The 12,531-nt window shown below is 71.4% G+C and carries 10 protein-coding genes; 3 read left to right on the forward strand and 7 right to left on the reverse strand.

What is annotated here, in order from left to right; all coding sequences use genetic code 11:
* Positions 1-26: 26 nt before the first annotated feature.
* Both metG and rsmI read right to left on the reverse strand, forming a co-directional pair.
* Positions 27-1,571: a methionine--tRNA ligase gene (metG, locus tag AA0Z99_RS08240; RefSeq protein WP_413316614.1), complete on the reverse strand. Its 1,545-nt coding sequence runs from the start codon at positions 1,569-1,571 to the stop codon at positions 27-29.
* A gap of 10 nt (positions 1,572-1,581) precedes the next feature.
* Positions 1,582-2,427, reverse strand: coding sequence for a 16S rRNA (cytidine(1402)-2'-O)-methyltransferase (gene rsmI, locus AA0Z99_RS08245; RefSeq protein WP_413316615.1), 846 nt, complete (start codon positions 2,425-2,427; stop codon positions 1,582-1,584).
* An 89-nt stretch (positions 2,428-2,516) separates the two neighbouring features.
* Here rsmI and AA0Z99_RS08250 point away from each other — a divergent pair, with 89 nt between their 5' ends.
* Positions 2,517-4,280 (forward strand): dolichyl-phosphate-mannose--protein mannosyltransferase, encoded by a 1,764-nt coding sequence (locus tag AA0Z99_RS08250; protein ID WP_413316616.1) that lies wholly within the window; start codon positions 2,517-2,519, stop codon positions 4,278-4,280.
* A 36-nt stretch (positions 4,281-4,316) separates the two neighbouring features.
* On the opposite strand, the gene AA0Z99_RS08255 is transcribed toward AA0Z99_RS08250, so the two are convergent.
* From AA0Z99_RS08255 to AA0Z99_RS08265, 3 genes are all read right to left on the reverse strand, one after another.
* On the reverse strand, positions 4,317-4,982 hold the full coding sequence (locus AA0Z99_RS08255) for an SDR family NAD(P)-dependent oxidoreductase (RefSeq protein WP_413316617.1): 666 nt from the start codon (positions 4,980-4,982) through the stop codon (positions 4,317-4,319).
* A 68-nt stretch (positions 4,983-5,050) separates the two neighbouring features.
* A complete protein-coding gene (locus AA0Z99_RS08260) occupies positions 5,051-5,443 on the reverse strand; it encodes a DUF2695 domain-containing protein (RefSeq protein WP_413316618.1) in 393 nt (130 codons plus the stop codon).
* A 188-nt stretch (positions 5,444-5,631) separates the two neighbouring features.
* Positions 5,632-6,531, reverse strand: coding sequence for a LysR family transcriptional regulator (locus tag AA0Z99_RS08265; RefSeq protein ID WP_413316619.1), 900 nt, complete (start codon positions 6,529-6,531; stop codon positions 5,632-5,634).
* Positions 6,532-6,641: 110 nt separating this feature from the next.
* Here AA0Z99_RS08265 and AA0Z99_RS08270 point away from each other — a divergent pair, with 110 nt between their 5' ends.
* Positions 6,642-8,090, forward strand: a complete 1,449-nt coding sequence (locus tag AA0Z99_RS08270; protein WP_413316620.1) for an APC family permease — start codon at positions 6,642-6,644, stop codon at positions 8,088-8,090.
* A 122-nt stretch (positions 8,091-8,212) separates the two neighbouring features.
* On the opposite strand, the gene AA0Z99_RS08275 is transcribed toward AA0Z99_RS08270, so the two are convergent.
* Positions 8,213-9,055, reverse strand: a complete 843-nt coding sequence (locus AA0Z99_RS08275; RefSeq protein WP_413316621.1) for an aldo/keto reductase — start codon at positions 9,053-9,055, stop codon at positions 8,213-8,215.
* A complete protein-coding gene (locus AA0Z99_RS08280) occupies positions 9,052-10,212 on the reverse strand; it encodes a bifunctional 2-methylcitrate synthase/citrate synthase (protein WP_413316622.1) in 1,161 nt (386 codons plus the stop codon). The genes AA0Z99_RS08275 and AA0Z99_RS08280 overlap by 4 nt, the downstream gene beginning before the upstream one ends.
* Before the next feature lie 272 nt (positions 10,213-10,484).
* Here AA0Z99_RS08280 and AA0Z99_RS08285 point away from each other — a divergent pair, with 272 nt between their 5' ends.
* Complete coding sequence (locus AA0Z99_RS08285; protein WP_413316623.1) at positions 10,485-12,524, forward strand: BCCT family transporter; 2,040 nt, start codon at positions 10,485-10,487, stop codon at positions 12,522-12,524.
* Positions 12,525-12,531 lie beyond the last annotated feature (7 nt).

The raw sequence follows: 12,531 nt of genomic DNA on the forward strand, positions 1-12,531 counted from the left end.
CTCGGACCGCGGACGGCCGACGCCGGTCAGGCCGGGTCGGCCTCGACGCGCGGGAACAGCGGCGGCACCGTCGTCACGCGGCCGGTGCCGCGCCACTCGTGGGCGCGCTGGATCGGCTGCGCCGCGACCTCGCCCTCGCCGCCGACCGCGGTCCACAGCTTCTGCGCGCTCTGGGGCATGACGGGCGCCAGCATGATCGCCGCCGCGCCGATGCCGTGGACGTTCGAGGCGAGCACTGCCGCCAGCCGGTCGCGCTGCGCCGCATCCTTCGCGAGCACCCACGGCGCCTGCTCGGTGATGTAGCCGTTCAGCCGCTCGACGATCGACATCGCGGCGTCGACGGCGTCGTGGATCTGGAAGTCGTCGATCGCGCGCTCGGCGCGCGCCACCGCATCCGCCACCAGCGTCGCGATGTCGGCGTCGACCTCGACGTCGGGGACGACGCCGTCGCAGTACTTGTGCACCATCGCGATCACGCGCGATGCGAGGTTGCCGAGACCGTTGGCGAGCTCGGAGTGGTAGCGGGCGTCGAGGTCCTCCCACGAGAAGGACCCGTCCGAGCCGAACGCGATCGCCGACATGAAGTAGTAGCGGAACGCGTCGACGCCGAAGACCTCGGTGATCTGCTTCGGCTCGATGCCGGTGGCCTTCGACTTCGACATCTTCTCGCCGCCGACGAGCAGCCACCCGTGGCCGAAGACGTGGTCGGAGATCTCGATGCCGGCCGCCATCTGCATGGCGGGCCAGATGACGGCGTGGAAGCGCGCGATGTCCTTGCCGACGATGTGGGTGGCCGGCCAGCGGCGGGCGAAGCGCTCCTCGTCGACGCCGTAGCCGTTCGCGGTGACGTAGTTCAGCAGCGCCTCGAACCACACGTAGACGACGTGCGTCTCATCCCACGGCACCTTGATGCCCCAGTCGAAGGTGTTGCGGCTGATCGACAGGTCGGTGAGGCCCTGCTTCACGAACTGGCGCACCTCGTTGCGCACGTGCTCGGGCTGCACGTAGTCGGGGCGCTCGTCGTAGAGCGCGAGCAGCCGGTCGCCGAACTCGCTCAGCTTGAAGAAGTAGTTCGCCTCGCGCACCGTCTCGAGCGGGCGCGAGTGGATCGCGCAGACCTGCTGGCCCTCGAACTCGCCGGTGCCGGGCACGAGGTCTCCGGGCGTCTTGTACTCCTCGCACCCGACGCAGTAGTGCCCCTCGAACTCGCCGTGGTAGATGTACCCGGCCTCCTTGAGGCGCTCCAGGAAGATGCGCACGCCCACCTTGTGCCGCTCGTCCGTCGTGCGGATGAAGTCGTCGTTCGCGATGTCGAGCAGCTCGAGCTGCGGGATCCACGCGGTCTCGACGAGCCGGTCGGTCCACTCCTGCGGGCTGACGCCGTTCGCGGCCGCGGTGCGCATGATCTTCTGCCCGTGCTCGTCGGTGCCGGTGAGCATCCAGGTGTCATCGCCGCGCTGACGGTGCCAGCGCGCGAGCACGTCGGTCGCGACCTCGTTGTAGGCGTGGCCGATGTGGGGCACGTCGTTGACGTAGTAGATCGGCGTCGTCACGGTGAAGCGCTCAGGCATGGGCTCAAGTCTAGGAGCCAGCCCCTCCGTGTGACGACGCGCGACTCGGGTGCTCGAGCGCGGCCTGGTAGAGCGCGTTGCGCGCGTGCCCGGTCGCCTCCGCCACCTCGGCGGCGGCCTCCTTGAGCCGCATGCCGCCCTGCCTGAGCAGCAGCACCTGCGCGATCGCGGCGTCGAGATCGGCGAGGGCGGGCCGGGCGCCCTCGACCACCACGACGATCTCCCCCCTCACGCCGTCGCGCGCCCAGGGCAGCAGCTCGCCGGCGGTGCCGCGGCGCACCTCCTCGTAGCGCTTCGTGAGCTCGCGGCAGACGGCGAGGCGGCGCTCGGGCATCACCCGCTCGAACGACTCGAGTGACTCGATCAGGCGATGCGGGGCCTCGAAGAGCACGAGCGTGCGCTCCTCCCGGGCGACGCCGGTGAGGAAGCGGTCGCGCTCCCCCGCCCTGCGCGGCAGGAAGCCGTCGAAGGCGAAGCGGTCGGTCGGCAGGCCCGAGAGCGCGAGCGCGGTGAGCACGGCGGAGGGGCCGGGCAAGCAGGTGACGCCGACGCCCGCGGCGACCGCAGCCTGCACGAGGCGGAAGCCCGGATCGGAGACCGTGGGCATGCCGGCATCGGTGAGCACCAGCACCTCCTCCTCACGGGCGCGCTCGACGAGCACCGGCGCCGCCGCCGACTCGTTGTGCTCGTGGAGGGCGACGAACTGCGCCTGCGTCTCGACGCCGAGCGCGCGCAGCAGCTGCTTCGTCGTGCGCGTGTCCTCGGCAGCGATCACCGTCGCGGCTGCGAGCGCCTCGCGCAGGCGACCGCTCGCGTCGCCCAGGTTGCCGATCGGGGTCGCGCCGAGGATGATCACCGCTCCAGCGTATTGCCGCCACCGCTCGCGTCCCCGGTCGCTGCGCTGCCGCGCTCGAGCGCCAGCCGCGAAGTGCGAGAATCGCCCGTGTGACCCTGCCGAGCGACGTTCCCTCCACGCGCGACGTCGACGGGCACGATGCGCGCGCGGATGCTCCCGTCGCACCTTCCCTCCCCCGTGGCCGGCGACTGGCCGAGGCCGCCCTGCGCGTCGAGCGGCGCCTGCGCGAGCCGCGCATCCGCCGCACCCTCGAGATCGCCGCCCCTGTCGCGATCGTGGGCATCGCCGCGGTCGCTCGGCTCGCCGGGCTCGAGCACCCCCACCAGCTGGCCTTCGACGAGACCTACTACGTCAAGGAGGGCTGGTCGATGTGGCAGCTCGGCTTTGAGGGCGAGTGGGCCGAGGGGTCGAACGAGCGCTTCGAGGCGGGCGATCCGAGCGGGCTGACGACCGAGGCCGACTACGTCGTGCATCCGCCGCTCGGCAAGTGGATCATCGGCATGGCCATGGCCGCCTTCGGCATGGCCGACCCCTTCTTCTGGCGGCTGCCGAGCGCGCTCGCGGGCATCGCGCTCGTCGCGCTGACGTATGCGGTGGCCCGCGGCCTGCTGCGATCGGTCGCGTTCGCCTCGCTCGCGGGCTTCTGGATGGCGATCGACGGCTTCGCGATCATCATGAGCAGGACGGCGCTGCTCGACGGCGTGCTCGCGCTCTTCGTGCTCGCCGGCGCCGGCGCGCTGCTGCTCGACCGGCGCGGCTCCCCGGCGCGCACGGTGCGCGCGCTCGCGGCGCGACGGCGACGCCTCGGCGCCGCCATGTGGGGGCGCCCGTGGCTCGTGATCGCCGGCGTCCTGCTCGGCGCGGCGTGCGCCACGAAGTGGTCGGGCGCGGCGTTCCTCGCCGCCTTCGGCCTCTGGACGGTGCTGATGGATGCGCTCGACCGACGACGCGCGGGATTCCGCCACCCGTGGCTCGGCACGCTGCTCACGCAGGCGCCGACGAGCTTCGTGCTGCTGGTGGGCCCGGCGCTGGCCGTCTACATCGCGAGCTTCGCCGGCTGGTTCGACGGCGGCTGGGGCTCGCAGCTCGCGCTGGAGCGGGTCGACCTGCGGTGGGGCGGCCTGCTCGCGTGGGTGCCGCTCGGGCTGCAGTCGCTGTGGATGTACCACGCGCAGCAGCTGGGGTTCCACGTCGGCCTCGACTCGGATCACCCCTACCAGTCGCCGGCGCTCGAGTGGCTGTGGCTGGGCAGGCCGACGGGCTTCGAGATGGGCACGGGCGATGCGGGCGTGTGGTGGATCACCGCGCTGCCGAACGTGCTCGTCTGGTACGCCGGGATCCTCGCGGTCGGCTTCCTGCTCTTCCACCTGGGCCGCGCGCTCGACCGCACGGCGGGCTTCCTGCTGCTCGCGATCGCGGCGGGCTACGGGCCGTGGCTCGCGTTCCCCGAGCGCACGATCTTCCTGTTCTACGCGATCGTCTTCCTGCCCTTCCTCATCATCGGGCTGGCGTACGCCCTGCAGCTGCTCGTCGGGCGGCGGCCCGCCGCGCCCCGCGGGCGCAAGCGCTCGGCGCATGCGCAGATCCCTGCGACGGCGGATGCGCCGGGCGCAGAGGAGGAGGCTCGGCTGGAGGCGGCCGTGGAGGCGGTGGTGCCGTCGGCGGCACCCGAGCGGGCTGCCGACGGCCCCGACGGCGATGTCGAGCGGCGCGCCGCCGGCTGGGCGGCGATCCTCGTGCTGCTCGTCGCGAGCATCGCGGTGGCGGTGTGGTTCATGCCGGTCGCCTTCGGCATCACGCTGTCGGATGCGGCGATGCACCTGCGCTTCTGGCCCCCGCGACTGCCGCAGTAGGGGCACCGCTGCGCCGGCGGCGCGACCGTCGGCGGCTCAGAAGCGAGCGGAGAACCCGCCGTCGACGTGCAGCAGCTGGCCGGAGATCCACCGGCCGGGCTCGGACAGCAGGAAGGCGGTGACCCCCGCGATGTCCTGGGGCGTGCCCAGCCGCCCGAGCGGCTGGTGCGTGCCGAGCTGGTCGCGGAGCCCGTCGTCCATCCAACCCGTGTCGACGGGACCGGGATTGACGACGTTCGCGCTGATGCCCCGGGGCCCGAGCTCGCGGGCTGCGGCGATGACGATGCGATCGAGCGCGCCCTTCGATGCGCCGTAGGGCAGGTTGCCGGTGGTGGCGTCGCTCGTGAAGGCGACGATCGCACCGCCTTCGGCGCGCGCCTGCCTGGCGAAGCCCGCGATCAGCAGGAGCGATGCGCGCGCGTTCACCGCCACGTGCTGGTCGAAGGCCGCTGCGGTGGTGTCCAGGATCCCGGTCTCGACGTCGTGGGCGTGGCTCAGCACCAGGGCGTCGATCGTGCCGTGGTCGGCAGCGATCGCGTCGAGGAGTCGCTGCGGGGCTTCGGATCGGCTGAGGTCGCAGGGGTAGTCGCCTGCCTCGAGGTCGCTGGTGACCACCGTCCAGCCATCGGCCTGCAGGCGGGGCACGATCGCGGCCGCGATGCTGGTGGCGCGCGCGGCACCGGTGACGAGCACGAGGGGCATGCTGTCAGCCTACGAGCGCGCCGGCCTCGGCGCGTGAGCGCAACGCGCCGGCGACGCTGCTCCGCGCCTCAGCACCAGCCACGCCCCGGCAGCCAGCGCGGCCGGCGGAGCGTTGCCCAGTTGCTGCACGGCTGCGTCGATCCCGGGCGCACGCCCGTGCAGCGCGGCATCGCGTCGGGCGGTGTCGGATCGAGGTCGCCGAGGCCAGCGGGCTCGACGACGTGCATCAGGTACTCGCAGTCGCAGTGACCACCGCTGGAGGCGAGGCGGCGCTCGAGCGCCGTGGCGCGCGGCGCGACGAGGTCGCGGTAGCGCTTCGCGAAGCGCAGCCCGTCGCAGCCGAACGCCTCGACCGCGCGCTGCACGAAGCAGGCGAGGCACTCCCCGCGCCGCGGCGTCAGCCATTCGTCGAGGAGCGACCGCACGATGGATTCCGCTTCCTGGGCGATCGACTCGTGCACGCGCGCACTGTCGCACAGCACCGCGCTGACGCGCGCCACGACCACCCGCGCCTGTGGAGACCTCGGCGACTGCAGAGTGCCCGGCGCCGACGACGAACCTGGCGCCCGCGCAGAGCATCGTGCGGCGAGCTCGCTCCAGCGCGGCTCGAGCGGCGCTCTCCCGCTCGGCCTGCGCGCTCGCTGGGGCGCTAGCGCCGCTCCGCGCGGATCGAGCGCTTCGCCAGGTCGGCGATGATGCTCGTCGCGCGGGAGATCGAGCCCCCCTGTCGGGTCACGAGCGCGATCGTCTCCTCGAAGGGCTCCGCGAACGGATAGCTCTCGACGCCGTCGGGCAGGCCGCCCGACCGCACGATCGAGGCGCTCACGAGCGTCGCGCCGACCCCCTGGGCGACGAGCGAGAGCGCGCTCTCGACCTGCTCGACCTCGATCGCGGGCTCGATCCGCACGCCCGCGGCCTGCGCCCGGTCGAGCAGCTGCCGACGCGTCGGGTCGTTCCACCCGCTGTGCGCGTCGTACAGCACGACGCCCTCGGCGATCAGGTCGTGGATCGTCGCCGCGCCCCCCGCGGGCGCAGGACCGGCGGTCGCGAAGCGCACTTCGTCCACCATCAGCGGCTCGATCTCGAGTCGCTCGCTCGCGAGCGGCAGCGCGACCAGCCCGGCCTCGAGCTCTCCCGACTCGACGGCTCGAGCCACGAAGTGCGAGTTGATGCCCACCATGCGGATGCGCACCCCGGGATGCGCGGCGTGGAAGCGATGCACGAGCTGCGAGAGGCCGTAGAAGTTCGCGTTGCGCATGACTCCGAAGGTCGCCACGCCCGTCTCCAACGAGGCGAGGGAGCGCATCGCCGCGGCCGCGTCCTCCGCGGCGCCGAGCGATCGGAGCGCGTACGGGAGCAGCTGCTCGGCAGCGGCGGTGGCGACGAGCTTGCGGGCGCCGCGCACGAACAGCGCGACCCCGAGCTCTGCCTCCAGCCGGCTGACGAGCTCCGACACCGAGGCCTGCGAGACGTCGAGCTCGTTCGCCGCCGCGGTCAGGGTGCCCAGCTCCATGGCCGCGATGAACGCGCGCAGCTGGGCGAGGGTCATAGGGCGACCCTAGTGCACGTGGTGGCACAGCCAGGATTGCGCTGTCGCTTGCCAGCCGCGTAGCGTGACCGCAGGCAACCGGCACCGCGCCGGCCGACGACAGGAGCCCCATGGACGCCAAGGCTGACGGTCCGCAGTTCAAGAAGACGCTCGGCACCCTCGACGCGTACGCGCTCGGCTTCGGCTCGATGATCGGCTTCGGCTGGGTCGTGCTCACGGGCGGGTGGATCGACAACGCCGGCACGCTCGGCGCGGTGATCGCGATGGTGATCGGCGGCCTCATCATGCTGCTCGTCGGCCTCGTCTACGCCGAGCTGACCTCCGCCATGCCGAAGGCGGGCGGCGAGCACCACTACCTCATGCGCGGGATGGGCCCGCGGTGGGCGTTCGTGGGCTCCTGGGGCATCACGGGCGGCTACATCGCCATCGTCGCCTTCGAGGCCGTCGCGCTGCCGCGCACGATCGCCTACATCGTGCCCGAGATCAACCAGATCCCGCTCTGGACGGTCTTCGACTCCCAGGTCTACCTCGTGTGGGCGCTGATCGGCACGGTCGCCGCGATCATCATCACGATCATCAACGTCATCGGCATCAAGCTCGCGGGCATCGTCCAGACGTTCGTCGTGCTGTTCCTCCTGGCCGTCGGCGCCATGCTCGTGTTCGGGGCGACCACCAACGGGTCTGCCGCCAACATGGAGCCCTTCTTCACCAACCCGGCGGGTCTCGCGACCGTGCTCATCGTCATCCCCTTCCTCTACGTCGGCTTCGACGTCATCCCCCAGACCGCGGAGGAGCTCAAGCTCAGCCCGCGCAAGATCGGCCGCCTCATCGTCGTCTCGGTGCTCATCGCGACCGCCTGGTACGTCATCGTCATCCTCACCACCTCCTCGTCGATGCCCGGCGCGGAGCTCGCGGCATCCGACCTCGCGACCGCCGATGCGATGGCAGCGCTGTTCAACAGCCCGATCATGGCCAACGTGCTGCTCGCGGGCGGCATCGCCGGCATCCTCACCTCCTGGATCGCCCTGCTGATCGGCGGCACGCGACTGCTCTACGCGATGGGCCGCTCCGGCATGCTGCCCCGCTGGTTCGGGACGCTGCACCCGAGGTTCCGCACCCCGGTGAACGCGATCGTCTTCGTCGGCGCGATCTCGGCCATCGCCCCGTTCTTCGGGCAGGGGATGCTCGGCTGGCTCGTCGACTCGGGCTCGCCCAGCATCGTGATCGCGTACCTGCTGGTCTCGGTGGTGTTCCTGGTGCTCCGGAAGCGCGAGCCCAGGATGGACCGGCCCTTCCGCGTGGGCTCGGCCCGCTCGGGCAAGGCCTTCGGCATCGCCGCGATCGTGACGACCGCCGCGCTGCTCAGCCTGTACATCCCCGGCATGCCCGCGGCGATCGCCCCGCAGTCCTACCTGCTGTTCGGGCTGTGGTGGGCGCTCGGACTCGTCTTCCTCCTGCGCATCCCCGCGGGCATCGCTCCCGGCGAGGACACCGAGCACCGACTGCTGGATCGCCTGGCGAGCCGGCGCAGCGAGCGGGCGCCGCGCGACGCGGCCTGAGCACCAGGGCGGCGCGTCCGCCCTGCGAGCAGCAGCAGCGGGACCCCTTCCGCCGACGCCGACCCGGTGCACCGGGTCTGCGCGGCGGGAGGGGTCCCGCTCTGGACTGCGACGGGGCTGGGCTACGCCACCTCTGCCGGGTCGGCCGAAACGCGGCCGGCCGCGCCCTGGTCGAGCGCGTCGATCGCGGCGATGTCCTCGTCGGTCAGCTGCACCTGCGCGGCGGCCAGGTTCTCCTGCATGCGCGCGCGGCGGTTCGACTTCGGGAACACGATGCGGCCCGCCTGCAGGTGCCAGGCGAGCGTCGCCTGCGCCCAGGAGATGCCGTGGCGCTCGGCGATCTCGCCGATGACGGTCGACGCGTAGTCGACCTTGCCCTGGCCGAGCGGCCCCCAGGCCTCGATCTTGATGTCGTGCTCGGCCGCGAGCGCCGTGGTCGCCCGCTGCTGGAACTGCGGGTGCAGCTCGATCTGGTCGATCGCCGGGCGGAAGCCGGTCTCGAGGATCTCGGGCAGGTAGCGCTCGTCGAAGTTCGAGACGCCGATCGAGCGGGTGAGGCCCTCGTCGCGCATCGCGCCGAGCGTCTCCCACGTCTCGACCGGGCTCACGACCGACGGCGTCGGCCAGTGGATCAGGTAGAGGTCGACGTGGTCGAGCCCCAGCTTCTCCAGGCTCTCGCCGAGCGCTGCGCGCGCCTCGGCCTCGCCGCGGCGGTCGTTCCAGAGCTTCGTCGTGATGTAGAGCTCCTCGCGCGCGATGCCGCTGGAGGCGATCGCGCGACCGACGCCCTTCTCGTTGCCGTAGATCGCGGCGGTGTCGATGTGGCGGTAGCCGGCCTCGAACGCCTCGAGCACGATGCGCTCGGTCTCGTCCGGGTCCACCTTGAAGACGCCGAAGCCGAGCTGCGGGATCATCCGCCCGTCGTTGAGCTGCAGGCTGGGGATGCTGTGGGCGTTGGCGTTCATTCGGTCTCCTCGATGGTCGATGTGTCCTGGGGTAGCGCGGCGGGGTCGATGCCCTCGACGTGCCGCTCGTCGGGCCCGCTGTAGGCCGAGAGCGGTCGGATGAGCGCGTTGTCGGCGCGCTGCTCGATGATGTGGGCCGTCCAGCCCGTGACGCGCGCGGCGACGAACAGCGGCGTGAAGATGGGCACGTCGAAGCCGATCAGCGCATAGGCCGGCCCCGACGGGAAGTCGAGGTTGGGCTTGATCGGCTTGCGGTCGGCCATCGCGCGCTCGAGCGCCTCGTAGATCTCGAGCATGTCGGGCCGGTCGTAGTGCTCGGCGAGCCGCTCGAGCGCCGCGCGCATCGTCGGCACGCGCGAGTCGCCGTTCTTGTAGACGCGGTGGCCGAAGCCCATGATCTTGCGCTTCTCGTCGAGCGCGGTCTGCATCCACGCATCCGCCCCGTCGGCCGTGCCGACCTCGTCGAAGACCTCCATGACGGCCTCGTTGGCGCCGCCGTGCAGGTGGCCCTTGAGCGCGCCGATCGCGGCGGTGACCGCGGAGTAGAGGTCTGCGAGCGTCGACGTGACGACGCGCGCGGTGAAGGTGGAGGCGTTGAACGAGTGCTCTGCGTAGAGGATCATCGACTGGTTGAAGGCCTCGACGACGAGCGGGTCGGCCTCCTCGCCGAACGACATCCAGAGGAAGTTCGCGGCGTAGTCGAGGTCGTCGCGCGGCTCGACGATCCCGTGACCGCTGCGCCTGCGCTGCTCGTAGCTGACGATCGCCGGCAGCACCGCGTAGAGCCGGAACGCCTTGTCGAGGTCGTCGGATGCGTCGTCGGCGTTCGGGTCGTTGGCGCCCACGATGCTCACGGCCGTGCGCACGACGTCCATCGGATGCGCGGTCTCGGGCAGCGCATCCATCACCGACCGCACGTTGTCGGGCAGGGCGCGCAGCCCGCGCTCCTCGGCGCGCAGCGCTGCGAGCTGCGCCTCCGTCGGCAGGTCGCCGTGCCACAGCAGGTGCGCGACGGCCTCGAACGGCTGCGTCGCCGCGAGCTCCTGCACGGGATAGCCGCGGTAGAGCAGCGAGTTGGTGTCGGGGTTGACCTTCGAGATCTCGGTGGTGTCGGCGTAGACGCCAGCGAGTCCCTTCTTGATGTCGGGCTCGGCCATGGTGCTCCTGACGTGTACGGGTGTGCGTCGTCGGTGGGCGCGGCCGGTGCGGCCGTCGCGACTCCGACTCTAGGGCACCCGGCCTGACGAAGTCGTTCGTCCAGCGAACGAGCGAGGGACCCCGAGGCGCTCGCGCGCGGGGGCGCGCCGGGTCACGATGGCGCAACGATGCTGAGGATGATTGCAGGTCTTGCAACGCTTCGCGGTAGGTTCTCGTCGCGCCCGCAGGGGCTGTTCCGAGACGCACCCGCCACGAGAGACGAGACTTCGCCATGCCCGACAGCACCGCAGGACAGACGCCGCCGGGTCGCCCGCCGCAGAAGCCGCGCACCCCGGTGAAGCAGGTCGTGAAGGATCTCGCGGCACCCCGGCTCCCCGAACCGGGCGTGGTGCACCCCGCGCTCATCCCCGGCATCGGCGTCGAGCGCACCGGCCGCGTCTTCACGACCAACTGGCCGGTGTTCATCATCGCCTCGGTCTTCGTGATCGGCATCATCCTGTGGGGCGTCCTGGCCCCGGCCAACATCGCCGAGGTCGGCAGCACCTCGCTCACCTGGGTGTCGACGAACTTCGGCTGGCTGTTCGGCGCGCTGACCATCGCGGTCGTCGGCTTCATGCTCTTCGTCGGCTTCGGCCGCACCGGCGGCATCCGGCTCGGCGCCGACGACGAGGCGCCCGAGTTCTCGACGGCGTCGTGGATCTCGATGCTGTTCGCCGCGGGCCTCGGCATCGGTCTGCTGTTCTACGGGCCGATGGAGCCGCTCACCTACTTCATGGAGCCGCCGCACGGCTTCGACGACGCAGCCGGCAGCGCCGACGCGATGCACTCGGCGCTGGCCCAGACCATGCTGCACTGGGGCCCGATGGCGTGGGCGTACTACTCGCTCGTCGGCGGCGCGATCGCCTACGGCGCCTACCGCCGCGGCCGCTCGCCGCTCATCTCCGCCATCTTCACCCCCATCTTCGGGCAGCGCACCGAGGGCTGGATCGGCTCCATCATCGACACCTTCGCGATCATCGTCACCCTCGGCGGCACCGCGATCTCGCTCGGCATCGGCGCGCTGCAGATCGGTCGCGGCGTCGAGGTCGTGACCGGGCTCGGCCCGCTCGGCAACGGCTTCATCCTGGCGGCGATCGCGCTGCTGAGCTGCCTCTTCATCATCTCCGCCGTCTCCGGCGTCAAGCGCGGCATCCGCATGCTGTCGAACATCAACATGCTGCTCGTCGTGCTCCTGGGCCTCTTCGCCCTCGTCACCGGCCCGACCCTCCTGCTGCTGAACCTCATCCCGGCGTCGGTGGTGTCGTACGTCTCCGAGCTCGGCACCATGCTGATGCGCAACGTCACCCACGGCGAGGACACCGCCGCGTTCATGGCGAGCTGGACGACCTACTACTGGGCCTGGTGGGTGTCGTGGACGCCGTTCGTCGGCATGTTCATCGCGAAGATCTCTCGCGGCCGGACGCTGCGCGAGTTCGTGACCGTCGTGATCCTCGTGCCCTCCGCGGTCTGCTTCCTGTGGTTCACGATCTACGGCGGCACGTCGATGTGGATGGAGTCGGAGGGGCTCGGGATCAGCGAGGCCGGCTCATCCGAGGCGATCCTGTTCGAGGTGCTCGGCAACCTGCCCTTCGGGACCATCACCTCGGTCATCGCGATGATCGCGGTGCTCATCTTCTTCGTGACGGCGGCCGACTCGGCATCGATCGTCATGTCGTCGATGAGCCAGCGCGGCAAGCCCGAGCCCTCGACGTGGGCGACGATCTTCTGGGGCCTGCTGCTGGGCGCCACGGCCGCCGTGCTGCTCATCGGCGGCGGCGAGACCGCGCTCGGCGGGCTGCAGTCGCTGATGGTGGTGACCGCGCTGCCGTTCGCGTTCGTCGTGATCGGCATCATGTTCGCCTGGTGGAAGGATCTGAGCACCGACCCCTACATCCTGCGACGGCGCTACGCCAAGACGGCCATCGCGCAGGGCGTGCGCATGGGCATCGAGGAGCACGGCGACGACTTCGTCTTCGGCGCGAGCGAGGTGCCGGCGGATGACGGCGCCGGCGCCTGGCTCGACACCGGCGACCCCGCGCTGACCGAGTGGTACACCGACGCCACCACGGGGCCGATCAGCTCGGAGGACGTGCTGCGCACGCTCGAGCCCGGCCGGATCCAGCAGAAGGGCCCGGATCGCCAGGGCAACACCGCATCCGGCGACAACGCGCTGACGGTCGGCGAGGAGCGCCGCGAGCGAGCGCGGCGCGAGCGCCAGGAGCGCGGGGGGACGGACGCGCCGGGCCGCGCGGACGAGCGCGACAGCGAGTGACGACGAG

It is taken from the genome of Agrococcus phoenicis, from assembly GCF_047302415.1.
Classification (GTDB): domain Bacteria; phylum Actinomycetota; class Actinomycetes; order Actinomycetales; family Microbacteriaceae; genus Agrococcus.